We start from the raw sequence: 22,545 nt of genomic DNA, 5'->3' as shown, positions 1-22,545 counted from the left end.
TGTGTGCTTTGTTTTGTAAAAATAATAAAAAACGTAAACAAACGAAAGTTTGTGAAGTCTTTTAGATAAATGCTACTGTTTTGAAATATCTTAATTATCTTAGGATAATGAAAGATCCATAGGATAGACCTGCTCCGGATGTAAGGGCATATGAGGAGGATGGGCCCTTCACAAGGATCGAGACAAGTATTGACCATCAAAAAGTAAGTAATATACATATGAACAATGTTGAGCGTCATCAATATATCATCAAGCAAATAAACCAAAATGGACATGTTTCTGTTTTGGAATTGTGCGAAGAATTAAATGTTTCTTCTGTAACAATTCGTAAAGATTTACAGTTTTTAGAAGATACGGGGTTGGTGTATCGAACACATGGAGGGGCTACAAGACAAAATCCGTATCAAACGGATAGACCTGTTATTGAGAAAGAAAAAATTCACGAAGAGGAAAAGATAAGAATCGCGCGTGCTGCGTCTCGTTTAGTAATGGCTAATGATTCTATTATTATTGGATCGGGAACGACAACACAGTTTTTAGGGAGAGAGATTTTGCCTCAAGGAAACCTTACTGTAGTTACATCAGCGCTGAATGTGACTTTAGAGTTGCTCAAGCATCAGAATGTCGAGGTTATACAACTCGGAGGATCGGTGCGACGTACCTCGTCGTCTGTAACCGGGCAATATGCTAATAATATTTTAGACCATTTTTTCTGCTCGAAATTGTTTTTAGGGGTAGATGGTATTGATCTGGACTATGGAATATCGACTACTAATGCGCAAGAAGCGATGTTGAATCAGAAAATGATTTCTGTAGCTCAGCAAGTGATTGTACTGGCAGATTCGAGTAAATTTGGTAGAAAGAGCTTTGGGAAGATTGTAGATTTTTCCCAGATCGATGTCGTGATCAGTAATGAAATACCACCGGCATTTCAGGAACTTTTCGAGTCGCTGGGAATAGAAACGATAATAGCGAAATAATAAGAAAAGCGGAGAATCCAATAAACTGAATCTCCGCTTTTTTAGGTCTTAGCATTGCCATTCGATAGAGCTGGAATGTCAATGCTTTTTTTTACCCTTAATTTTCGAAGGAATCTTTCTTAAGACAAATTATCCCTATTGTACCGCTAGCAGCTTTTTTGCTTTTCTTAAGTTTAATCTCTATCCTGTCGTAAAGAAGGAGAGCGTCGGTAGTTAAATCTGAAAGTTTGCTTTTTTTGTTTTCTACCATGATATATGCTTCTGTGTCAGGTGTGTAACCAATATCTTTGAGATATAGTTGAATTTCCTTTAGCATATCGTTTATTTGGCGGCTTTCTATTAAATTATTTCTCTGAACGTTTTGAAAAGATCCGGCGACCTTTGTTCTTTTCTTTTTGTAACTCTTCTTTTTCGGGTGAAGCACTATTATACCATATGCTGATGAGCTGCCATAAACAGCTTTTAATCCGATTGATTCTGCATCCAATAGTATGGAAATTAAATTGATTTCGTGAAGATTATAGTCAGATAGCTCAGAAGCAGAAACCCCTCGCCGTTCTCCCTGAAGAAAAATGTTCTTTTGATCCAACTTATAGGTGTCTTTTAATCCACTATTTGGAGACACCGATTCGGCAACAGGTTTAATATCGTTATTTTTGGTTTTATTTCCAATACGTTTAGTTGCCTGTATATTGAAGAGGTTTTTATTGATCAGATTCAGTAGGTTGAACAACGAGCTGTCTGAATTTCTCCGTGCGACATAGCGGTATTCATTCTTCTGGATGACGGTCGTCATTCCATGAGATTGAAATGTAAAACCAAGTAAGAGTATTGCTAACAGTAACTTTTTCATAACAATGCTTTTTTTGATCCTTAATTTTCGAAGGAATCTTTTTTTAGATGTTTATATCTAGGATCGTTTTGAAAAAAATTAAAAAGTTCTTGTTGCCTTTGCGCACTCACTGGCTCAAGTATTATAGCTCTTTTTAACCATTTTTGTTTATAGACCATATCAAACGTAAGTCTGATGTCGTACTCAAGGTGATTGAGTTTGTTGATTTCTTCTAATGTAATGGTCGTTAGCGAATCTTTACCTTGATGTAAAAAGTAAAAAGCTTCATTTGCGCCTATCTTGTATGGACCGGTGTCGCTAGGTCCAACATGCTTCTGCATATTAATAACAGCTTGGGCCAAAGGAGTGTATTTAACACGCTCTTGAGCGAATGTCGGGATTGCTGTTATATAGGATAAGATGAAATAAGATAAGAATTTTCTCATTTGTTTCGTTTTAATAATTATCCATGTATTGGACATGTTTTACCAACGGTTAAATTCTTGTAAGGAGTTACAGAAACTGAATTGCCATTGTCATCTAATATCGGGTTCCCGTTTACATCTTTTAATGGTATTGACATGTTTTTGATGTAATTTTGATCGATCGTTTGAGTGGGAGATCCTGACGTTTCATACATTTGTTGAAATTGAAAGGCTTCTACTTCATCCTCTATGCCATATTTTAGAATATTTTCATTATTATCTATTTCAAAATCGAGCTCTCCGTCCAGAAACTGTGCTACGTGCTTTAATTCATGAACCAATAAACTTAATGCATTACTATTTAAATCTCCTGCTTCATTTACCGTTTGACCAAGTAATACCTGATCTTCTGCATATGTTGTTGTTGTTCTATCTAGTGTTATTACTAACTCGTTGTTGTCTCGCAATGAAGTTGTAGCCCCGGCATCAATCAAATTTCCAAATTCGATAGTGAGTTTAACATTCAAATCATTTACTCTGTCTAGTATGTTGTTGATATTATTTAATCTGGTTAAAAAATCGGCATTAAAGTTTGTTGGATTTGCTAACATCGCGTCAACACCTTGTGTTAGTTTTGATAAAGCGCCAGTATCGTCAACAAATGAAAACCCTCCAATATTAAATTTCGGCATGTTTGTTAGTAAACTTGCAGAACATGTACACTCTTTGTCTTCTTCGTCTGGTGGTGGATTATCTTGCTCTCCTTCCCCTCCATACCAGCTTCCATCGTCTGGATCTTCATCGTCAAAAGGGTCCTCATAATCATAAGGATATTCTTCCTCTTCTTCCTCTGGATAGTCGTCTTCGTTGTCATCTGGTGGAGGGATGTCGATCGGATCTAGTTCATTTTCCCAAGCAATATCGCTGTTCCCACCTTTAATTTTAAATAGCTCATTTTCGGGCAGAATCTCTAAATCACTGGAGATATCGAAAAAGTTTAATACAGTATTTCTTTTCATTTTACAAAATATGTTTTAGTTGTTTTTAGAATTATTATTTTATCTCATTTCCTTTTTTATCAATGTAGTACTCTCTGCCTTTTTTCCATACTTTGGCTTTACCATCTTTAAAGGGTGAAGCTAAATCAAATTGTGGCTCTATTGCTATATTTCCTTTTTTATCTATAAATCCAAATGCACCTTTCAAAAGTCCGGTAAGCATTTTTGGATCGTCATTTTGCTCAGCAATACAATCTACGCAAACAACTGCTAATCCCTCACTGAAGGGATTGACTCTTTTAAATTTTGGTGGTATCACGATATTTCCATTCATATCGGCAAAGCCGAGTAATCCTTTCTCATTCTCTATCCTGAACAGTCCATCGCTTACCACATCGGGTCCGTTGTCAAAGTCGGTAACTTTAAACAATTCCTCTCCTTTTGTATTGATAGCCCAAAAGCCCTGACCTTTTTTGAGGACAAATCCGATAGTTTTGATGGTGTCTGTATACGCAATGGGGTAGCGGTCGTCAGGTATAATGACCACTCCCTTGGCATTTTTATAGCTATATTTCTCTGATCCTGTTGTGTCTATATATCGATATAGTTCGTTGCCATTTTTTTTATTCTCTTGTGCACAGGATACTAATGATAATAGAGAGAGGTTTAGAAATAATATCTTATTCATAATACGGATCTTAGATGTTATAAACTTATAAGAGTCATTTTGGAGTTTAAATCCAAGACATACTTATTCTCTTTGCTGAGACTAAACCTGTAAAATTCAATTTTTTTATCACCATAATGCAATAGTATTTTTTTTTCTACATTTCCTGAAATATCTTGTAACTGGATCAGAAATGAACCCCAATTTTTAAGCGAATTATTTTCCAATACTAAGGAAGATGACAGTATTTTGTAGCTTTTCCATCTCGAGGAAGTAACACTGCCATCAAGGTTGAATATTATTTCTCTATTATCTCCCCATGTTTCAGTATTTACTAAATTCCGTTTTCCTTGTAGCAGTAAATAACCCTCGGCTAAATTAATAGCTATCCCATTTCTTCTTGATATAGGGGCTGTAAACTTGATTGTATCGCTTGATCGGGTCCCTGGAGCTTTTATTAATAATAAAAGTGTGTCGATTTGATGGATTAAAGTAAAAGTGTGATTTTTATACGCTGTCCAAGAGTTAAACTTTCGGTTTATGTTAGACTCTACATTTGTTAACTCCCAAATCCCTTTTCCTTTGGATTTATAATTAGCCATTGTTACCCTACCCAGATAAGTTTTGAAGTAGATTTTTCCATTTCGAAAAGCAAATGCTTCTATCGGAGCGCAATATTTGTCTTTATTTATTAAGGTCTTTTCCTTTTTGATGTTCTCAATATAATCGATGGGTAGCCAGACCTGCTCCTTGTGAGAAGTCTGGGCGACTGCCTGGAAAAAGGAAAAATGTATAATGAAATAAATAATCAGCCTTATATATCTCATTGAATTATCTGTTTCATTAAGTTAACAACCATTATCTTCTATAGTAATGAAAGAATACAATTCTTTCATTACTATAGAATCCCGAACCAGTTCTCCCTTCGCCAGTATAAATATCAATGTGAGCCATGCTATTTCCTTGGGCTATCTGATATATGACTCCTGTTTGATGATAATATTCAGAATTTATAAATTCTGAAAGACTCATCTCGTAAGATTGTAGTCCTTCTTTTCTTAGCCAATTAGCTACATCTCTTGCTCCTCGTGGATAGCCTTCTGAAGTCACATTTCCGTTGTAGTTTGCGGAGTTTGAAAAATCGACCCCATAAGCGTCCATGAACATTGATCCCACACGGATTGCACATTGGTTCTCAGCATATGAATCTTGGGACGGATGTGCAGGAGAGCCGTTGGGGCCGGCAGGGGGGTATTGGTTAAATAATGCTGTAAAACAGAGTTCGTCAGGAAGGTCTGTTTTTTTGTTTCTTCTTCTGTATTAGATCCTGAACTTGAGGTGCCTCCTTCTCTAAGGACTTCTGCTAATTCCTCCAGATATGCTTCGTACTCTTCATCATACCAATCAGTTTCTTCACTATACTCTTCCTCTGGATAGTCGTCTTCATTGTCATCTGGTGGAGGTATGTCGATCGGATCTAGTTCATTTTCCCAAGCAATATCACTGTTCCCACCTTTAATTTTAAATAATTCGTTCTCGGGAAGTATCTTCAAGTCGTTAGAGATATCAAAGAAATCTAATGTGTTACTTTTTCTCATGTTATTTGTAGTTTAAAAATCTTCCTGCTTTATTGATTTAATAGGGATTATTATCTGTTGTATGTTATGTTTTTTGTGTTTATGAGACTGTATGTCTTCAAACAAATCAGGACAAACTGTTAAGGCGTGTTTCTTATTTATAAATATATTAATTTTTGTTTTAGATATTGTGCTTATCTGTTACTAATGGCGATTTTTTTCAATCGTTCTTTCTGTTTTAATATCAGTTCTCCACGACCATAATATACGTCAGCAGGAGTTAGGTTATTTAAGGCCTCGTGATAACGTTCATTATTGTATCTCTCTACAAACTCTTGGAGGGCTTCTTTTAGCTCTTCTGGTGAATAGTAATTGTTCAATTTGACCACATTTTTCATTGTTCTGTTGTATCTTTCAATTTTTCCCTGGGTCTGTGGATGAGCGGGGCTGCCATGGATCTGCTTCATTTCCAGTTCTTCGGTCAGATACCTGCCAAGATCCTTAGAGATATAGCACGATCCATTATCTGACAATAATTTAGGCTTAACCTTTGTCTTTAACTTCGCCTTTTCAATCGCTGTGTCTACATTGCGTATCACGTCCTCATGTTTCATTGATGGACAGAGCTCCCAATGTACAATGTAGGGGCTGTAGTCGTCCAATATGGTGCTTAAATAATAATCTCCCCAGCCTTTTATCCTGAAATAGGTGAAATCTGTCTGCGACATTTCATGTACAATACTGGTCTTACCCTTGAATTCATCGGATGCACTGATCAAAATATGGGATGGAGCGCTTATCAGTCCCTTGTTTTTAAGGATTATGTAGACAGAGGATTCAGAAATAAAAAACTGATGTTCGTCTGTAATGTGACAAGCCAACTCACGCGCCGATAAATCAATCTTATCCAGGGCAACCTCGACAACGAATTCTTTAATCTGCTCGGGAATGCTGTTCCATTGTTGTCCAGAATCACTGTTTTTTTTTCGCTAGACCCTCATAGCCTTTTACGAGATAACGGTCGTACCAGCTGTAAAATGTACTTTTAGGAATTCCAAATTGCTTCACACCGATCTCCGATCGGGTAACCGTCTGAATAATCTCCATTTTTTCTCCTGCTGATAATCGCATATACTTTTTGTATTTATCCGTTAATCCAGCAGATCCAAGCTTTTTTTACGATATCATAGCGCAACCCTAGATCAGCAACCCTTTCTTTCAGTCTAGCATTTTCTTTTCGGAGTTCGGCCACCTCATCTGATGTTGCCTCACGGGTAACATCGCCTTCAAGTCGTTTTTTTGGCCTCTAAAAACTCCTTGTTCCATTTGTAGAACTGAGACTCGTTAATACTGTGCTTACGGCAGATCTCGGCAATAGAATGTTCTGCACATAGAGCTTCCATTACGATCATAATTTTCTGCTCGGCGGTAAAGATTCTGCGGTTACTACGACGTACATCCTTGATAAAATTCTCCGGGGTTGTTTTTTTCGGTCTTCCCATCCTGAATAAAGTTATTTTTTTTAGGAGAACAATCTCTTGGTTTTTAATAAATTATGTCTAAATTATGCTGACGATTTACAATACCGAATCTCCCGCTATTAAAATCGTTAGTAATCATTCTGGTAAAATATTGTTGCTCAAAAAGAGTAATGAATTTGTTCAAAAGGGAGATATCATTGGTTATCTGGAGAATCCAGCAAATATTGTTGATATAGTTACCATAGATAGTATCCTTGATGTCTTCGAAATCAATAATACGGAGCTGGTTGTAAGTACAAAAAATCTGCCGACCCGCGTGTATCTTGGAGGTATTAATGCGAGATATTACCTCTTTTTGGAAGCCCTATAGCAATTTCAGAACTATTATTCAAATAGTCTATATTTCAGTCAATTGGCTATTTATTAGAGTCTTATTGAGCAACAGGGAAACTTGTTGGATATTAGTCATAAGAAAATGCAACTTAGCAGCAATAGCTTAGAACTAACGAAAGAATTTGAGAGAAGAGATTCCATACTATTTGAAAAGCGAATTATCAGCCAATCTGAGTTGGAAAAAAATAAAATGAATTATTTGAATGCTGAACACAATAATAACAGTGGTAAAAATGAAATATCTCAGATCAATTCTGAAATCCTGCGTACGCGAAACATGAAAAATGAGGTAAAGATCAAAAGACAGAGATCGAAGAGATGTTGTTTTTGAAACTTAATTCCGCTTATCATGAATTACGTGTTGCATTGAAACAATTTGAAGAAACGTACCTATTTAGGAGACCTCAGGATGGTAGCCTTCAATATTTGAGTTTCCTGAATAATAATTTGTTTGTTAAGGCTGGGGATGCTTTTTTTTAATTGTTCCTTCTGATAGCAAGATCTTAGCACAGTTTATGTTACCTAATGTTGGTGCCGGAAAAGTCGAACGGGGGCAAGAAGTCATACTTAAACTAGATAATTATCCGGACAATTAATCACGGGTAGCAATTGGACGAGTGTGGCAAATGGTAACTTAGCGTTGCGAGCGTCTGTATTCCAAGGATTCAGTAAGATAAATGGCCTTAAATTGGCCAAGTTGAATTTACAATCAAAAATCCTCGAGTATGATCTTAAAAGACAAACTTTACGGTTAGATCTTCTGTCCAATTATTTTAAGGCATTAGTGAATAGTGAGCTTTCTAAAGTAGCGGAGGCGCAATTAGGCCTTTCTAGAGAGCAGTTGCGGGTTATAAAGACCGAGGTGGATGTTGGAGTCAAGACATTGGTCGATCTTAATTATGTCGAAAATATCGTTGCTAATGACGAATTAAAGATACTCATTAGCAAGACAAATTTTGCTAATGACATTTTATCCTTGAAAAGGGTTTTAAATTTAATGTTTTCGGATAGCCTGATTTTAGGAATTCCAAGTTTTGCAGTAATTGAAAACCTAGATACCTCGACGCGTTCTGTGGAGAATAATAGGTACGTCGCATTATCGGAATTAAATGTTCAGCAGAATGAACTTCTAGTCAAGACAAAAAAGAATAATTTCTATCCTAGTATTATGTTTTCAGGCGGCTATGGATCCAATTATTCATCCGAGAGATATGATAATACATCAGATAAGGATGCGATTCCTTTTCTTTCGCAGGTCAATCAGAATAGATCGTTGAACATCGGTCTTTCCTTATCAATGCCGGTCTTTGATGCTTTTAAAGCTCGTGGAGAGATTCGGCGATCCAAAATTAATTTAGAGATAGCCCAGATCGAAGTGGAAAGGGTGAAGAAAGAGCAAGCGATCATTTTGCAAAGAGCAGTTCAGGAATATGTCAGGACTGTAAAAGAATATGGCGCTTATAATAAACAGTTTGTTAGTTCTAAGACGGCATACGATGCTACACTACAACGTTATGAAATTGGTATGGCCTCACCTTTTGAACTGGCCACGGCTCAGGTCAACTTTAACGTATCAGAATTAAATTTCGTAAAGTCGAGGTACGATGTTTTGTATAGGCAAGAAGTAATTAAAATCTTGGAAAATTAGTTCGAATGATACAGTAGGTAATAGCTAGCTACCCAGCCCTGTACAGCCAGTACTGATGCTAGATTTGTGACTTCTTCGAATTCAAGTTGGAGGTGTTTGATCATAAACATGGGCGGATTGATAGCAGCGGGAGGTATTGGACATTTCGCTCGGATAGTGCATTCTATTACTACCCTGATAGTGGTTTGCTGACAAGGCAAGGTCTACTATCCCTTTGGGAGAATAAGGTGCAAAAGCAGGCTTGGATGGCTGTTATGGATAGCAGCCACACGGAAGCACTGAACAAAGTAAAGCTTAGTATTTGGAAAAGCTATTATCGAAAGGTAAAGGATAGTGAGTGGACTGTTGTTTTTGGTGTCTTGCTAGTTTTGGGGACTGTTGCAATGGCCTATAGGTATCTGCGTTAACAGCAAAGGTTGCCTTGATCTAGGCAACCTTTGCTGTACTTTCGCTTGTTGTTATTTTTAAAACTTAGCACCTATAGTTAGGATGCCACTTGTTCTTTTGTGGTCGATAGAAGCTACTGGGCTGGAAGTTCCCCCAAAAGTTTCATTAATCGAGTAAGGAGCTTGTTTGTATGAGTTTACCTGATGTACTACCGCTAAGTCCATGTAAAGGGTGTTTGTTAGTTTTACGCCTAGACCTAAACTTCCGCTGTAGTTCTCGTCTTCAATTCCACCTTGGTAAGGGTTTCCGAAATAATTAAATCCTGCGCGGCCACTTAGTATATTGGTGAAGAGAAATTCGCCTCCGGCTCTGAAGTTTACAGCGCCTCTGTAGAGGTCTTTGATATCTCTATTGATGTGGTCGTAGTTTGTATTTAGTGAATTATTGGCTGTCGAATAGCGCATAGAATTGTACGTAACATATTCTGCATCTGCAGTCAATAAACCTCTGCTAAAGAATTTTGTAAGACCCAAGCCGAATTTCCAGGGTGTAGTAATATTATAATCCTGTGCGCTGTCGTAGAATTTTGATTCGTAAGTATGGAAGGGATCTTTGGTAGTCTCATTATCGTAAAAACTTACGTCGGTGTAAGACCGCGTATCGTCTTTAATTGTCATCCAGGTTGGTGTATTGATGGTAACGCCTATATTCCAATCTGTAGTCGGCTTGAAGATCATCCCTAATTTCAGATCTACTCCGGAACCTTCTGTAACTTGTCCAAAATTGTCGAATAATTCATAGCTGGCTTCTACGAAGTCGTATTTATCATTTGTAGGATCAGCATATGCTGAGTTTGGATTGTAGGACAGTATCTCACTTCTAGTCTTGGTCCAGCCGTTTTCTATAAACTGCGTGTTTTTTTCATAACGGAACGAAGTTATACCTAAAGTCGCTCCAATGAAAAATTGATTGTTATAATTTGAACCAAAAGCAATGGCAGTTTTACTGCGATTGCCTCTAGTGATTACTTCATTGTATTGGTCTTTTGCTGCTTCCTCCTTGGCTAGAGGGAAGTATCCTTTGTCAGTGTCTCCAAATTGCTCGACTATATTGGATCCTGCAAAGTCAGTACCGAAACTGCCTGACATAATATCTGATAGGGCATTTACAATAGTTGTGTTGTTGTTGATGCCTTCATAGGTAAGTTTATTATTATAGTTTTGAGTTTTGTTATAGCTCAAACCAACATTAAAGTTCAGCCAACCTGAATTGGAACGGTAGTTTGAAGTGGGAAAATGAAAAACTACTCCCGCCTGATCAACTCCAAAGTTGTCTTTCTTGCTGTTCGAATTCATTCCTTCAAATAGTGTTTTATTCTTATTCCCCAGGTAATTGAAGGTAACAGACATATCGGAACGGCTGAAAAAGCCCAAACCTGCAGGGTTACCATTTATAGCTGAGATATCTCCACCTAAAGCAGTCTGTGTATTACCGAGACCTTTCATACGAGCAGACCCCCCAATATCTTCTCTAGAAAATGTTAAGGCATCGTCTACGGTTTGTGCATGTGTTTGTGTCCAGAAGACGCTGGATACAAAAGCAGAAAGGATAATATGTTTTAAATTCATATGGAATAATCTTTTTTTATCTGTCATATGGAATACTCATGGGTATTTGTGCTTCGCTAAACATGAGTATTTCAGTATGGTATGATTTGTCCAATTAATAAACAGCCAATCTTATCATTGGCTGTTTATTAATTATTATATGTTAACTAAATTCGCTTTATTAAAATTAGCGTCTTGATGAACCTGACGAGCGGGATCCACCACCTGAGCTCGATGCTCCGCCTCCTCTAGACATGGATCCGCCACCACTTGACATGGATGAACCACTGCTACTTCTTGCAGGAGGTGTGTACGTACTCCCTGATGATCTCGAGCTGCCACTATCCGAACGACGGCTTTGTGGTTGTGTCGTAGTCGGACGCGATGAGCCTGAGCGTTCTGTTGTGCTAGGTCTTGTAACAGTGCCGCTATTTGAGGGTTGTCTACGACCGCTTGTCGAATTTCTTACATCAGTGGTCGGTCTGTTACCTTCTGAGACAGTTCCTCTACGTGAAGAACTTACTGATCCTCTCGAACTTTCGCTATTTCCACGTGAGGTACCTACGCGATTTGAAGTACTAGTGCCATCAGTACCTCTACGGCTTGATACGCTAGAACGGGTATCGATACGTCCATTCGCATCACGGCTTATTGTTGTGGATCCACGTCTGCTAGAGGACGTAGCACCAACATCTCTCCGGCTCGAACTTCCTGTTCTAGAATTGAAACGGTCACGATTGTCGGAACGTACCGAAGAATAAGTCGGACGACGACCTGATCCTCCATAATAGTAGTTGTTGTATCCGTGACCATAATAAGGGTGTCCCCACGAGTTGTAGTAGGAGTTGTGGCCCCAATATCCACCACCATAACCGTAATAAGGTCTTCCCCATCCATAACCATAATAAGGAGAACCCCAGCCGTAACCGTAGTATGGAGAACCCCAGCCAAATCCAATAGACCAACTTGATCCCCAACCCCAGTTGGACCAACCTAAACCAAAGCCTCCATAACCATACCAAGGGTCAAACCAAGGATCATAGTATGCCATTCCTGGTGAAGAGTAATAGAAACGATTAATACGGTTGGCATATTCTAGTTCCTGATATTGACCATCGTTATATTCTTCATCTGAATATTCGTCTGCATAATACTCATTCGCTGCGTTCGAATTAGAGTTTTGATTCTCGTCGTAGTAGTAATCTGGACTTTGGTACACCGGAGTTGGTCTGCCTGCGTTCTGGTTGTTATAGACATCGTCTCTATAGGTGATTTGTCTGCTTGTCGAACAAGAACTCAGCGCCGCCACAAGTGCTAAAGCCCATCCGCCGATTAATAATCTATTTGTTTTCATCTGCTTATATTTTTTAAAGTTGATGAAGCTATCAGATTTATTCATTTCCTGGTGTGGATTGGATAGATTCTGATGATTTCATCTGTTTAATTTTTTAGTTTCTAGTTGTCAGATGGAGCGTTTATGACTTTTATGTTAAATCATGTCTGGCTCATACTATCTTTATCGCTAAAGTTGTCTGATAATCCAGTGTCTTTTTATTATCTTAGACGCATATTTTGGCGAAGGTTTAATCGCGGCCTCAAAAATATAAATAAATTTAGTCTCAAAAAAAATATTGATACGGTTTGACCGTAACCTTAATATATTGTTACAAATTAAATAGTTATAAGATCAATGAGTAAAGGAATAACAAGTAGAAGCGAGGATTATTCTCAATGGTATAATGACCTAGTGATTAAGGCTGATTTAGCAGAGAACTCTGCGGTGAGAGGATGTATGGTTATCAAACCCTATGGGTATGCGATTTGGGAGCGTATGCAGGCTATTTTGGATAAGCGTTTTAAGGAGACAGGACACAGTAACGCTTATTTCCCCTTGTTTATTCCCAAGTCTTTTTTCTCTAAAGAAGCTTCTCACGTTGAAGGTTTTGCTACAGAATGTGCCGTAGTAACACATTATCGATTGAAAAATGATGGCAACGGAAATATCATCGTCGATGAAGATGCTAAATTAGAAGAAGAGCTTATTGTACGACCTACTTCCGAAACTATTATCTGGAATACCTATAAAGGATGGATTGAGTCTTATCGTGATCTTCCGATCCTTGTTAACCAGTGGGCAAACGTTGTGCGATGGGAAATGCGTACGCGTCTTTTCTTGCGTACTGCTGAATTCTTATGGCAAGAAGGGCATACGGCGCACGCGACAAGTGAGGAGGCAATTGCTGAGGCTGAACAAATGTTGGACGTGTATGCTGATTTCGCTGAAAATACATTGGCAGTGCCAGTTGTAAGAGGTAGAAAGACAGAAAATGAACGTTTTGCGGGTGCATTGGATACTTTTTGTATTGAGGCGTTAATGCAGGATGGAAAGGCATTGCAAGCGGGTACGTCTCATTTCTTAGGACAGAATTTTGCCAAAGCTTTTGATGTAAAGTTTACGAGCAAAGAAGGAAAGCAAGAATATGTATGGGCTACATCTTGGGGGGTGTCTACCCGTTTGATGGGAGCACTTATCATGGCGCACTCGGATGATCAAGGTTTGGTGTTACCTCCAAAGTTGGCACCTATTCAGGTGGTGATAGTTCCTATTTTTAAAACGGAGGAAGAAAAAGCGGCTATTGATGCTTTCGTAACGACCTTGCAAGCGGAACTGAAAGCCAAAGATATCACTGTAAAATATGATGACAGGGATACACAACGACCTGGTTTTAAATTTGCGGAATGGGAATTGAAAGGTGTGCCAGCGCGTATAGCTGTAGGCGCACGTGATATGCAGAATGGAACAGTGGAATTGGCGCGACGTGATACACAAACGAAAGAAACTGTTTCGCAGGAAGGGCTTGCTGATCGTATCGAAGTGTTGATGGACACTATTCAGAAAAACATCTATCAAAAAGCTTTTGATTTTAGAGCTACGCATACTACGGAAGTGAATTCATATGAAGAGTTCAAACAAGTGATCGAAACGAAAGGAGGCTTTGTGTCCTGTCATTGGGACGGCACTGTGGAGACAGAGAAACGTGTTAAGGAGGAGACTAAAGCAACTATCCGTTGTATACCTTTGGATGCCAAGGATGAAGAGGGTGTTTGTATTTTTACAGGTAAACCTTCGGCGAGAAGAGTGTTGTTTGCAAAGGCGTATTAAGTCTCAGATGTATTTTCCTCTATAAAAGAATCTAAATGGATGAGGAGAGCTACAAAATTCGCTTTTATATTACGCGCAATTATATTGCTTGTAAAGGCGAATTTGTGTAGGTTTGAAAACAAGGGTAGAACCGTAAAATTGTAAAATTTTACGGTTCTACTATTTTAATAAGATATGGATATCGAATCAATAGGTAAATCAGCAACAAATCGCGTACTTATCCTAGGCTGTGGATGGGTTGGTGAGGAATTTGCACATGCAATGAAACTTCGCGGTAATGAAGTTTGGGTTACGACGACCACCGAAGAAAAGAGACTTCGATTAAGTGAGGAAGGATTTCAATCTGTTTTGTTAGACTTTGATTCAGAGGTAGTTATAGGTGGATCCGATATGCCTACTACGTTTGATTTTGTGTTAAATTCAATTCCAGCCAGTTCCCGTAATTCTCAAGAAGTATTACTAGAGCGATTCAACTGTATTAAGCTTCTTTTGGAACAGCTTACTTTTCGAAAGCATATTTATTTGAGTTCCATTGGGATTTATCCCGATGCGGACGGTCTTTTTGATGAAAATTGGCGAGATCATCTCGATGAAAAATTATTGCTTGCCGAACAAACCATGCAGCAAGTAGATAATACCTTGATTTATCGGTTAGGTGGACTTTTCGGAAAAAGCCGTATTTTCGCTAAGTATTTTAGTGGTAAAGTGTGTCGGACTGGTAATCAACCTGCTAATTTTGTCCATCTTGCAGATGTGGTTAAATTATTGGTTTTGGGATTTGAAAAGCTAAAGGTTGGCGAGGTGTTTAATATTGTTGCGCCGGAGCACCCGAAGAAGAAGGCGGTTATTCTGGCATCAGCGGCGAAATACGGATACGCTGGTCCTTCGGCTTTTGAATCGACATTTAATTTTCAAAAAATCGTGTCTGGGCAAAAGATAATAGATGAATTGCAATACCACTATAAGTATCCATCTCCCTTAAAGTTTTAGTAAATTTACCTTGATAATAAACATATACGATTATGGCTTATAAATTCGCCACTCGAGCTATCCATGCAGGGCAGGAGTCTGATCCAACGACTGGTGCTGTAATGACTCCTATATATCAAACTTCAACCTATCAACAGGCCTCACCGGGGGATCATAAAGGGTATGAATATTCTAGAGGTACAAATCCAACGCGTAAGGCTTTAGAGGAGTGTTTGGCTTCTTTAGAAAATGGGAGATATGGTCTGGCATTTTCAAGCGGTATGGCTGCTACGGATTGTGTGCTTCGACTGTTAAAGCCGGGAGATGAGGTTTTGACAGGAGATGATCTTTATGGAGGATCGTATCGTATATTTACAAAAGTGTATGCAGAATATGGGATTAAGTTTGTCTTTGTAGATACGGCTGATATCCATGCTGTTGAACAAGCGATTTCGGAACGGACCAAACTGATTTGGATCGAAACTCCAACAAATCCTACCTTAATGATCGCTGATCTGGAAGCTATAGGGCGGGTTGCAAAGGCCGCATCGATATGGTATGTTGTTGATAATACCTTTGCTTCTCCGTATTTACAAAATCCTTTGGATATGGGTGCGGATATTGTGATACATTCTGCTACTAAGTATATTAATGGTCATTCGGATTTGGTGCTGGGTGCATTGGTGGTAAATGATGAAACTTTGTATAAAAAGCTCCGTTTCTTTTATAATACGTGTGGAGCTACGCCTGGTCCACAGGATTGCTTTTTAGCTCTTAGAGGGATTAAGACTTTACATTTACGGATGCAGGCACACTGTGATAATGCCAGAGATGTTGCTTTTTTTTTGAAGGGACATCCTAAAATAGAACGTATTTATTGGCCGGGCTTTGAAGATCATCCCGGGCATGTTATAGCCAAAAAGCAGATGCGGGATTTTGGAGGAGTGGTTTCGATCGTGTTAAAAGATGCGGACCTGAAAGAGACTTATCGCATTACGTCCCGTTTTAAGCTCTTTAAGTTAGCGGAGTCTTTGGGAGGCGTAGAGTCTTTAGTAAACCATTCGGTTTCGATGTCGCATGGCTCTGTACCCAAAGAGATAAGGGAGCGGGTAGGAGTAGTAGATAATCTGCTTCGTCTTTCCGTTGGAATTGAGGCTATCGAAGACTTGATTGCAGATTTGGAACAAGCATTGGCTTAATAAATATGAGTGGATTTAACCTTAAGGAGTTTCTTGATGGAAAGGTGGATGAGTATAACCAACCGCAGTTTGTTGATAATGACCCGATTTTAATTCCTCATCTTTTTCAGAACAAGGAGGATATAGAGGTCATGGGCTTCTTTGCGGCGATATTTGCCTGGGGGCAACGTAAAACTATTATCAATAAATGTAAGGAACTGATCGATAGGATGGATGGTGCTCCCTATGATTTTATTCGAAATCACAAGGATGCAGATTTGAAATGTCTTCTCAACTTTAAACATCGCACGTTTAACGATACCGATTTATTGTATTTTGTTTCGTTTTTTAAGTTTCATTATCATACGAATGATTCTCTAGAGGATGCTTTTTTAATCGGGCAGAATGACGAGGTTTCTTTTTCGATTGAAATAGCGTTAAATCGTTTTAAGACTTATTTTTTTTCATTGGCAGATTTCCCTTTACGTACCAAGAAGCATATAAGCTCTCCTTTTCAAAAGTCAACTTGTAAGCGATTGAATATGTTTCTTCGATGGATGGTACGTAAGGATGATAAAGGTGTAGACTTTGGAATATGGAGCCGGATTACTCCAGGCCAATTGATCTGTCCATGTGATGTTCATGTGGAACGGGTAGCACGAAAACTAGGATTGATTACTTTGGATAAAATTAACTGGAAGGCGGCGTTGGAACTCACTGAAAATCTGCGGACATTGGATGCTGATGATCCGGTAAAATACGATTTCGCTTTATTTGGACTAGGGGTAGAACGGGAAATGTAAAAATGACTCTATGAAAATTGATTATAATAGCTTAAACATCTCCCGGTGTAGACCTATTTCTGGTATTTCGAATTCGTCGGACATAAATTCAAACCCTAAGCTCTCGTAAAAAGGAAATGCTATCGCTCTCGCATTAAACCATAGGTAATCAATATGCAGTTGGTCTTTTAAGTGCTCCATCGCGGCAAGCAGTAGTTGAGCGGAATAGCCTTTGCGTCTTGAATTAGGTGCGGTGGCCATTCCGCGCAAACGATAGGCCGATTTTGGTAGTTTGCCGTGATTTTCCTGCATACAGGTAAGTATCGATACTAATTGGTTGTCCTCAAAATACCCCATGTGAAATGTGCTGGGATATAAATCATGATCGAATATACATTTGGATTCTGCTAATCCGTTCCGCAATACTTGAGAACGAAGGGGAAGAGTTTGTTCGGCAGTGATAAAACGTATCATGATTTGCTGATTTTTTCCAAAATATCTACTAATCTATTGGAATAGCCAAATTCATTATCATACCATCCCACCACTTTTACAAGGCCTCCGACGATCGATGTTAGTTGAGCATCAAACACGCAAGAGTAAGGGTTATTGATGATATCTACCGACACAATAGGATCTTCGGTGTAGTAAAGCACTTGCTTGAGTTTTCCGTTAGCGGCTTCTTTGAATTTTTGGTTAATTTCAACAACACTTGTTTTTTTTCGGAGCGTACAGGTGAAGTCTGTTAGTGAACCGTTAAGCACGGGGACACGTATACCGGCACCACCTAGTTTTCCTTCTAGATGTGTGAACACATTGGTTATTGCTTTTGCCGCACCTGTACTCGTTGGTATGATCGATGAGGAGGCTGCCCGTGCTCTGCGCAGGTCTCTATGTGGAGCATCATGAAGATTTTGATCTCCGGTCATCGAGTGTACCGTGGTGATATAACCATCTTCTATTCCCCAGTTTTCATCTAGAATTTTTACCAAGGGTGCTACGTTGTTTGTTGTACAGGATGCATTGGAAAAAATGGGGGTACCCCAATCAAAATCACCGTCATTAATGCCGAGCACCACTGTTGGCACTTCTTTGTCTGAAGAAGGAGCTGAGATCAGTACCTGCTTGGCACCCGCTTGAAGGTGAAGTGCGGCATGTTCTTGAGAAGTGAAAAAACCAGTGGATTCTATCACAAGATCTATCCTTAGGGATGACCATGGGAGATCTGCTGGATTTTTCTCATTCAGAATTAATATTTTTCTACCGTTTACTTGGATAAAGTTTTCGCCATGGGAAACTTCTCCTGGAAATGGACCATGTACAGAATCATATTTTAATAAATGTGCTAAGGTCAATGGACTAGTGAGGTCATTAATCGCTACAATGTCGATGTTTGGAAGCTGACGAACCAAGAGGTTGCGTAAGGTATGTCTACCTATACGACCGAATCCATTTATTGCTATGTTCATGTTTATTATTTCTGAATTCTAATTTCCTACTTGATGTAAGCCGCTATTATTTCATTGATATTCTTGTCACCATCCCAATGTGTCTGAAGCTTGTTGTCGGTTGTATATACATAGTTTGCCGGGAATTGTTTTGGAACATGGAATTTCTGAATGAACTCTTGGTTTTTGTCATAAAGTACTTCAATGTTAGGCTTACCTACAAGTTCTTTGGCGAAGGTTTCTAAAAATGAAGCCATTAATGCAGGATCATTCATGGAAACAAAATAGATGTTTACATTTTTGATACTGTTATAGTTTTTACCTAGTGCCGCAGCTTCTGTCCTACAATGTGAGCAGCCTGGGTCAAAAAGTATGAACACCGTCTTTTTTCCTTTTGGAATATCCGTATTTGTAAATGAAATACCCGATTTTACTTTGTAAAATGTAAATACAGGTATCTGAGCTATAGGCTCGCCTTGTGCTAAGTTTGCAATTGCAGGAGGCTGTTCTTGCTTTGTCGCTGTTTCTTCATGTGTTCCATGATTGTGACCACTATGATCATGACCTTCATGCCCCTTGGATTCTACTTGTTTTTGCTCGGAATTGCTGGTTGTATTGGAACAGCTCGACAGGCCTAGCGATATGCATAACATCAGATACCCTGGTATAATCATTTTCTTCATACGTTTGTGTTTAATAGCTACAAACTTAGATAAAATGCTTTTAATTCATGCATGTCTAGCTCAAAAAGTAAACGAATCTGACGTTTGGATGTTTAAACGAAAAGATGAGCAAAAGAAAAGGCTATCCGTATATTGGATAGCCTTTCGTTATAAGCTTGTATTGTTACCTTACGGTGTCACTACTTTTACTTTTTCTTCTGCAGGTTGAGCTATGCTTTTACCTTTTCCTAAGTCATAAACTGTAGGAGCAGCTAATATAATTGATGAATATGTTCCAACGATTATACCGATCAAGATAGCAAATGAAAAACCTCTGATAACTTCACCACCGAATACGAATAAGACAGCTAATACGAATATGATGGTCAAGGATGTAATAATCGTACGACTCAATGTCGTGTTGATCGCGTGGTTTATCACATCTCCAAAATATCTATTCATTCCTTTCGACTTGTTTACATCTTCCCTGATTCGGTCAAAAACAACTACCGTGTCATTTACGGAGTAACCGAGTACTGTTAGGAAAGCTGCCACAAAATGTTGATCAATATCAAGGGAGAACGGAACGATACCATCTAAAATTGAGAATAACCCTAATAAAATGATACCATCGTGAATCGTAGCCACGGCGGCCCCGACAGAGTATTGCCATTTGTGAAAACGGAGTAATATATATCCAGCGATGATCAAAATACAAAGTAAGCTTGACCATACTGCTCTATCCTTAATATCAGAGGCGATCGACGGACCTACTTTTTGAGATGAAAGAATTTCGTATTTATTGCCTTGTTCTTTAGACAATCCTTCATTCAATTTGGCTAATACTTCTGCATCTGCTTCGTCAGAAGTCTCCGTAACATGGTATGTTGTCGTTACTCGGACTTGATTTTCGCTACCAAATGTTTTTACTTCTGTCGTCGATTGGAATGCCTCATCGAGGTTTTGACGTACTTTCTCCAGGTTCACGGCATTGTCATAGCGAACAGTAAAGGTACGACCACCTTGGAAATCAACGCCTAATGTAAAGCCTTTTGTAAAGATAAAACCAAGAGAAATAGCTACAGCTATTAATGAGACTGTGTAAAATATTTTACGCTTTTTGATAAATTGGTAATTCGCATTCTGAAGCGTTTTCTCCGACCAAGGGAATGAAACTGATATTTTCATATCTCTATCTAGCATAAATTCGAAGATCAAACGCGAAATAAAGATAGAAGTAAATAATGAGGTAATAATACCGATCATTAATGTCGTTGCAAAACCTAAGATTGGACCTGAACCGAAGAAGAATAGAACCAGACCTACTAGGAACGTTGTAATCTGTGAATCTAAGATAGAAGGTAAAGCGTGTTTATAACCATCGGTTATAGCTTGACGAATATTTTTTCCGAGGCGCAACTCTTCACGTATACGCTCATAAATAAGTACGTTAGCATCTACGGCTGTACCCATTGTTAATACGATACCGGCAATACCAGGTAAAGTTAATACTGCGTTTAATGATGCTAAGATTCCTAAAAGGAAAAATACGTTGAATAACACGGCAATGTTGGCTGCCCAGCCCGCTTTGTTATAGTATACTACCATGAATATCATCACGATGACAATACCGATTACAGCGGAGTTAACTCCTGAGTCGATTGCCGCCTGTCCTAGAGAAGGACCTACGATCGCTTCTTCTACAATCTTGGCCGTTGTTGGAAGGCGGCCGGCTTTTAATACGTTTGCTAAATCTTTGGTATCTTCAATAGTAAAATTCCCTGATATAGATGAACTTCCTCCTGGGATTTCATTTTGTACTGTAGGAGCAGAATAAACAACACCATCCAATACGATGGCAATAGATGCCTTTGTTTGTGCAGCTTTAGCCGTAATTCTTCTCCACTCTTTAGCACCGTAGGAATTCATTTGCATGGATACCTCAGGAGCATTTGTTTGTGGATTGAATGCATCTCTGGCATCTGTGATGACTTCTCCTGTTAATACTGAACCATGTTCTCCTGGAGCTGGTTTGATAGCATATAGGGATAAGAGACTAGGTGTACGTTGCTCTGGTTTTACAGCCCACATCAATTTAAGGTTTGAAGGGATCTGTGATTTTATTTCTGGTCTTGCTAAGTACGCATTTACTTTAGCTGTATCTTTTAGATTGGCTATACCTACCTGAGCGCCGGGAGCTAATTGTTGTTGTCCGTTTTCAGCTTGATAAATAGAAGGTATCAATATACTGAAAAGTGGGTTTTCAGAAGAAAGATTAGCAGTAGCAGCGCTAGAGTCTTGATTGCCAGCTTTGTTTGCGCCAAGATTTGCCAAAAGGGTTTCTTCCGATTTTGTACTATCTGCTGCTGAAGTATCTTTTACGGACACCGTTTTAATCGGCTCAGTAGATTTTAGTGAACTAGCCAATGAACGGTTGATGTTCTCTAGTAGCGGATAAACCTGCATATTGTCGTGCGTTTCATAAAACTCCAATTTTGCAGATCCTTGTAATAGTTTACGGACACGACTTTCATCGTTTACACCCGGTAGTTCGATTAAGATACGGTTGGTACCTTGTTGAATTTGGATGTTTGGCGATGCCACACCGAATTTATCAATACGTGTACGTAACACTTTAAAGGAATTCTGTATAGCGTTGTCTGCTTCTTTTTGAAGGAAGCTTTTTACATCAGAATCTGAGCTTGTAGCTTTTATAAATGTAGCATTATCTTTCGTAGCAAAAAAAGAAGCTAAACTTGCGGATGCGCCACTAGTTTTGTAATCTTCGATAAAGTGGTCAACAATCGACTTGTTTGATGACTTGCTTTTTTGAATAGCGGAGTTTAAAGCAGCGTTAAACTTTTCATCTTTTGGATTGTTGGCTAGGTTCTTTATCAACTCATCTAAGGAAATCTCCATAGTGACGTTCATCCCTCCTTTAAGATCGAGTCCTAAAGCGAGTTCATAAGATTTACATTCTCTGTACGTGTATTTGGCAAAACCTAAGTTATAAACCGTTTCGCCCGCAATGGAATCGAGGTATGCTTTTTCCTTTGCGATATCGCCTCCTGCATATGCCTCAGCTTCACGTTCCACTTTTCTAGTTACAAAAGTGAATGATAAAGAATAGAGACAAGCCAATGCCACTATTATTACCAAAAATTTAATCAGCCCTTTACTCTGCATTTTCTGTATTCGTCTATTAGTTTGATATAGTTTATGTTTTTTAATTGCTTTAAATCTCGTGAAAATATACTAAAGTATGTTAATCTTTGGGCTAAAAAAGGACTTATAGGTCACTTTTATTGGCTTGGATCATACCCAATACTCTAATAAAAAATATTTTAC

Annotated in this window: 24 protein-coding genes; 8 read left to right on the top strand and 16 right to left on the bottom strand. The window is 38.7% G+C overall.

Features of this window, described 5'->3' with window-relative positions; translation table 11 throughout:
- Nucleotides 1-218: 218 nt before the first annotated feature.
- Entirely contained in the window at nucleotides 219-980 is a 762-nt protein-coding gene (locus tag G7B18_RS05265) for a DeoR/GlpR family DNA-binding transcription regulator (protein ID WP_164108015.1), read from the top strand.
- Nucleotides 981-1,077: 97 nt separating this feature from the next.
- On the opposite strand, the gene G7B18_RS05260 is transcribed toward G7B18_RS05265, so the two are convergent.
- The 10 genes from G7B18_RS05260 to G7B18_RS05215 all read right to left on the bottom strand — a co-directional run bounded on the left by G7B18_RS05260 (nucleotide 1,078) and on the right by G7B18_RS05215 (nucleotide 6,981).
- The gene (locus G7B18_RS05260; RefSeq protein ID WP_164122159.1) at nucleotides 1,078-1,833 is read right to left on the bottom strand and encodes a hypothetical protein; all 756 of its coding nucleotides are present in this window, start codon (nucleotides 1,831-1,833) and stop codon (nucleotides 1,078-1,080) included.
- Nucleotides 1,834-1,853: 20 nt separating this feature from the next.
- Nucleotides 1,854-2,258 (bottom strand): hypothetical protein, encoded by a 405-nt coding sequence (locus tag G7B18_RS05255; protein ID WP_164108017.1) that lies wholly within the window; start codon nucleotides 2,256-2,258, stop codon nucleotides 1,854-1,856.
- Nucleotides 2,259-2,275: 17 nt separating this feature from the next.
- On the bottom strand, nucleotides 2,276-3,256 hold the full coding sequence (locus tag G7B18_RS05250) for a hypothetical protein (protein WP_164122158.1): 981 nt from the start codon (nucleotides 3,254-3,256) through the stop codon (nucleotides 2,276-2,278).
- Nucleotides 3,257-3,290: 34 nt separating this feature from the next.
- On the bottom strand, nucleotides 3,291-3,923 hold the full coding sequence (locus G7B18_RS18935; RefSeq protein ID WP_205600163.1) for a WG repeat-containing protein: 633 nt from the start codon (nucleotides 3,921-3,923) through the stop codon (nucleotides 3,291-3,293).
- A 17-nt stretch (nucleotides 3,924-3,940) separates the two neighbouring features.
- A complete protein-coding gene (locus G7B18_RS05240) occupies nucleotides 3,941-4,504 on the bottom strand; it encodes a hypothetical protein (protein ID WP_164108022.1) in 564 nt (187 codons plus the stop codon).
- Between the two features lie 256 nt (nucleotides 4,505-4,760).
- Nucleotides 4,761-5,063, bottom strand: coding sequence for a hypothetical protein (locus G7B18_RS19390; protein WP_164108023.1), 303 nt, complete (start codon nucleotides 5,061-5,063; stop codon nucleotides 4,761-4,763).
- On the bottom strand, nucleotides 5,009-5,500 hold the full coding sequence (locus tag G7B18_RS05230) for a hypothetical protein (protein WP_164108024.1): 492 nt from the start codon (nucleotides 5,498-5,500) through the stop codon (nucleotides 5,009-5,011). The genes G7B18_RS19390 and G7B18_RS05230 overlap by 55 nt, the downstream gene beginning before the upstream one ends.
- Nucleotides 5,501-5,673: 173 nt before the next feature.
- Nucleotides 5,674-6,360: a DDE-type integrase/transposase/recombinase gene (locus G7B18_RS05225; protein ID WP_164108025.1), complete on the bottom strand. Its 687-nt coding sequence runs from the start codon at nucleotides 6,358-6,360 to the stop codon at nucleotides 5,674-5,676.
- 91 nt (nucleotides 6,361-6,451) lie between these two features.
- Complete coding sequence (locus G7B18_RS05220; RefSeq protein ID WP_164108026.1) at nucleotides 6,452-6,610, bottom strand: helix-turn-helix domain-containing protein; 159 nt, start codon at nucleotides 6,608-6,610, stop codon at nucleotides 6,452-6,454.
- 155 nt (nucleotides 6,611-6,765) lie between these two features.
- Nucleotides 6,766-6,981, bottom strand: coding sequence for a transposase (locus G7B18_RS05215; RefSeq protein WP_164108027.1), 216 nt, complete (start codon nucleotides 6,979-6,981; stop codon nucleotides 6,766-6,768).
- A 64-nt stretch (nucleotides 6,982-7,045) separates the two neighbouring features.
- Between G7B18_RS05215 and G7B18_RS05210 the strand changes: the two genes are divergently transcribed.
- From G7B18_RS05210 to G7B18_RS05200, 3 genes are all read left to right on the top strand, one after another.
- A complete protein-coding gene (locus G7B18_RS05210; protein WP_164108028.1) occupies nucleotides 7,046-7,330 on the top strand; it encodes a hypothetical protein in 285 nt (94 codons plus the stop codon).
- A gap of 642 nt (nucleotides 7,331-7,972) precedes the next feature.
- Nucleotides 7,973-9,001: a TolC family protein gene (locus G7B18_RS05205; protein WP_164108029.1), complete on the top strand. Its 1,029-nt coding sequence runs from the start codon at nucleotides 7,973-7,975 to the stop codon at nucleotides 8,999-9,001.
- Between the two features lie 92 nt (nucleotides 9,002-9,093).
- Nucleotides 9,094-9,408 (top strand): hypothetical protein, encoded by a 315-nt coding sequence (locus G7B18_RS05200; RefSeq protein WP_164108030.1) that lies wholly within the window; start codon nucleotides 9,094-9,096, stop codon nucleotides 9,406-9,408.
- A 57-nt stretch (nucleotides 9,409-9,465) separates the two neighbouring features.
- Here the strand turns inward: G7B18_RS05200 and G7B18_RS05195 are convergent, their stop codons facing one another.
- Complete coding sequence (locus G7B18_RS05195; protein WP_164122157.1) at nucleotides 9,466-11,016, bottom strand: OmpP1/FadL family transporter; 1,551 nt, start codon at nucleotides 11,014-11,016, stop codon at nucleotides 9,466-9,468.
- Between the two features lie 166 nt (nucleotides 11,017-11,182).
- A complete protein-coding gene (locus G7B18_RS05190; RefSeq protein ID WP_240452773.1) occupies nucleotides 11,183-12,349 on the bottom strand; it encodes a hypothetical protein in 1,167 nt (388 codons plus the stop codon).
- Between the two features lie 336 nt (nucleotides 12,350-12,685).
- Here G7B18_RS05190 and proS point away from each other — a divergent pair, with 336 nt between their 5' ends.
- The 4 genes from proS to G7B18_RS05170 all read left to right on the top strand — a co-directional run bounded on the left by proS (nucleotide 12,686) and on the right by G7B18_RS05170 (nucleotide 17,108).
- Nucleotides 12,686-14,158, top strand: coding sequence for a proline--tRNA ligase (gene proS / locus G7B18_RS05185; protein ID WP_164108033.1), 1,473 nt, complete (start codon nucleotides 12,686-12,688; stop codon nucleotides 14,156-14,158).
- A 174-nt stretch (nucleotides 14,159-14,332) separates the two neighbouring features.
- On the top strand, nucleotides 14,333-15,148 hold the full coding sequence (locus G7B18_RS05180) for a GDP-L-fucose synthase (RefSeq protein ID WP_164108034.1): 816 nt from the start codon (nucleotides 14,333-14,335) through the stop codon (nucleotides 15,146-15,148).
- A gap of 32 nt (nucleotides 15,149-15,180) precedes the next feature.
- Nucleotides 15,181-16,326: a cystathionine gamma-synthase gene (locus G7B18_RS05175; protein WP_164122156.1), complete on the top strand. Its 1,146-nt coding sequence runs from the start codon at nucleotides 15,181-15,183 to the stop codon at nucleotides 16,324-16,326.
- Between the two features lie 5 nt (nucleotides 16,327-16,331).
- Entirely contained in the window at nucleotides 16,332-17,108 is a 777-nt protein-coding gene (locus G7B18_RS05170; protein WP_164108036.1) for a TIGR02757 family protein, read from the top strand.
- Between the two features lie 21 nt (nucleotides 17,109-17,129).
- On the opposite strand, the gene G7B18_RS05165 is transcribed toward G7B18_RS05170, so the two are convergent.
- From G7B18_RS05165 to secDF, 4 genes are all read right to left on the bottom strand, one after another.
- Nucleotides 17,130-17,561: a GNAT family N-acetyltransferase gene (locus tag G7B18_RS05165; protein WP_164108037.1), complete on the bottom strand. Its 432-nt coding sequence runs from the start codon at nucleotides 17,559-17,561 to the stop codon at nucleotides 17,130-17,132.
- Complete coding sequence (gene gap, locus G7B18_RS05160) at nucleotides 17,558-18,556, bottom strand: type I glyceraldehyde-3-phosphate dehydrogenase (protein ID WP_164108038.1); 999 nt, start codon at nucleotides 18,554-18,556, stop codon at nucleotides 17,558-17,560. The genes G7B18_RS05165 and gap overlap by 4 nt, the downstream gene beginning before the upstream one ends.
- 26 nt (nucleotides 18,557-18,582) lie before the next feature.
- On the bottom strand, nucleotides 18,583-19,218 hold the full coding sequence (locus G7B18_RS05155; RefSeq protein ID WP_164108039.1) for a peroxiredoxin family protein: 636 nt from the start codon (nucleotides 19,216-19,218) through the stop codon (nucleotides 18,583-18,585).
- A 168-nt stretch (nucleotides 19,219-19,386) separates the two neighbouring features.
- Nucleotides 19,387-22,383: a protein translocase subunit SecDF gene (gene secDF, locus G7B18_RS05150; protein WP_164108040.1), complete on the bottom strand. Its 2,997-nt coding sequence runs from the start codon at nucleotides 22,381-22,383 to the stop codon at nucleotides 19,387-19,389.
- Nucleotides 22,384-22,545: the final 162 nt, after the last annotated feature.

It is taken from the genome of Sphingobacterium sp. xlx-130, from assembly GCF_011007405.1.
Taxonomy (GTDB): Bacteria; Bacteroidota; Bacteroidia; order Sphingobacteriales; family Sphingobacteriaceae; genus Sphingobacterium; species Sphingobacterium luzhongxinii.
The sequence above is the reverse complement of the archived record's forward strand: the minus strand, read 5'-3'. Positions and strand labels throughout refer to the sequence as shown.

Excerpts from the sequence above, each read along its gene's own strand:
- G7B18_RS05265 (WP_164108015.1), top strand. The coding sequence starts at position 219 with ATGAACAATGTTGAGCGTCATCAATATATCATCAAGCAAATAAACCAA.
- G7B18_RS05260 (WP_164122159.1), bottom strand. The coding sequence starts at position 1,833 with ATGAAAAAGTTACTGTTAGCAATACTCTTACTTGGTTTTACATTTCAA.
- G7B18_RS05255 (WP_164108017.1), bottom strand. The coding sequence starts at position 2,258 with ATGAGAAAATTCTTATCTTATTTCATCTTATCCTATATAACAGCAATC.
- G7B18_RS05250 (WP_164122158.1), bottom strand. The coding sequence starts at position 3,256 with ATGAAAAGAAATACTGTATTAAACTTTTTCGATATCTCCAGTGATTTA.
- G7B18_RS18935 (WP_205600163.1), bottom strand. The coding sequence starts at position 3,923 with ATGAATAAGATATTATTTCTAAACCTCTCTCTATTATCATTAGTATCC.
- G7B18_RS05240 (WP_164108022.1), bottom strand. The coding sequence starts at position 4,504 with ATGGCTAATTATAAATCCAAAGGAAAAGGGATTTGGGAGTTAACAAAT.
- G7B18_RS19390 (WP_164108023.1), bottom strand. The coding sequence starts at position 5,063 with ATGGACGCTTATGGGGTCGATTTTTCAAACTCCGCAAACTACAACGGA.
- G7B18_RS05230 (WP_164108024.1), bottom strand. The coding sequence starts at position 5,500 with ATGAGAAAAAGTAACACATTAGATTTCTTTGATATCTCTAACGACTTG.
- G7B18_RS05220 (WP_164108026.1), bottom strand. The coding sequence starts at position 6,610 with ATGCGATTATCAGCAGGAGAAAAAATGGAGATTATTCAGACGGTTACC.
- G7B18_RS05215 (WP_164108027.1), bottom strand. The coding sequence starts at position 6,981 with ATGGGAAGACCGAAAAAAACAACCCCGGAGAATTTTATCAAGGATGTA.
- G7B18_RS05210 (WP_164108028.1), top strand. The coding sequence starts at position 7,046 with ATGCTGACGATTTACAATACCGAATCTCCCGCTATTAAAATCGTTAGT.
- G7B18_RS05195 (WP_164122157.1), bottom strand. The coding sequence starts at position 11,016 with ATGAATTTAAAACATATTATCCTTTCTGCTTTTGTATCCAGCGTCTTC.
- G7B18_RS05190 (WP_240452773.1), bottom strand. The coding sequence starts at position 12,349 with ATGAAAACAAATAGATTATTAATCGGCGGATGGGCTTTAGCACTTGTG.
- proS (WP_164108033.1), top strand. The coding sequence starts at position 12,686 with ATGAGTAAAGGAATAACAAGTAGAAGCGAGGATTATTCTCAATGGTAT.
- G7B18_RS05180 (WP_164108034.1), top strand. The coding sequence starts at position 14,333 with ATGGATATCGAATCAATAGGTAAATCAGCAACAAATCGCGTACTTATC.
- G7B18_RS05175 (WP_164122156.1), top strand. The coding sequence starts at position 15,181 with ATGGCTTATAAATTCGCCACTCGAGCTATCCATGCAGGGCAGGAGTCT.
- G7B18_RS05170 (WP_164108036.1), top strand. The coding sequence starts at position 16,332 with ATGAGTGGATTTAACCTTAAGGAGTTTCTTGATGGAAAGGTGGATGAG.
- G7B18_RS05165 (WP_164108037.1), bottom strand. The coding sequence starts at position 17,561 with ATGATACGTTTTATCACTGCCGAACAAACTCTTCCCCTTCGTTCTCAA.
- gap (WP_164108038.1), bottom strand. The coding sequence starts at position 18,556 with ATGAACATAGCAATAAATGGATTCGGTCGTATAGGTAGACATACCTTA.
- G7B18_RS05155 (WP_164108039.1), bottom strand. The coding sequence starts at position 19,218 with ATGAAGAAAATGATTATACCAGGGTATCTGATGTTATGCATATCGCTA.
- secDF (WP_164108040.1), bottom strand. The coding sequence starts at position 22,383 with ATGCAGAGTAAAGGGCTGATTAAATTTTTGGTAATAATAGTGGCATTG.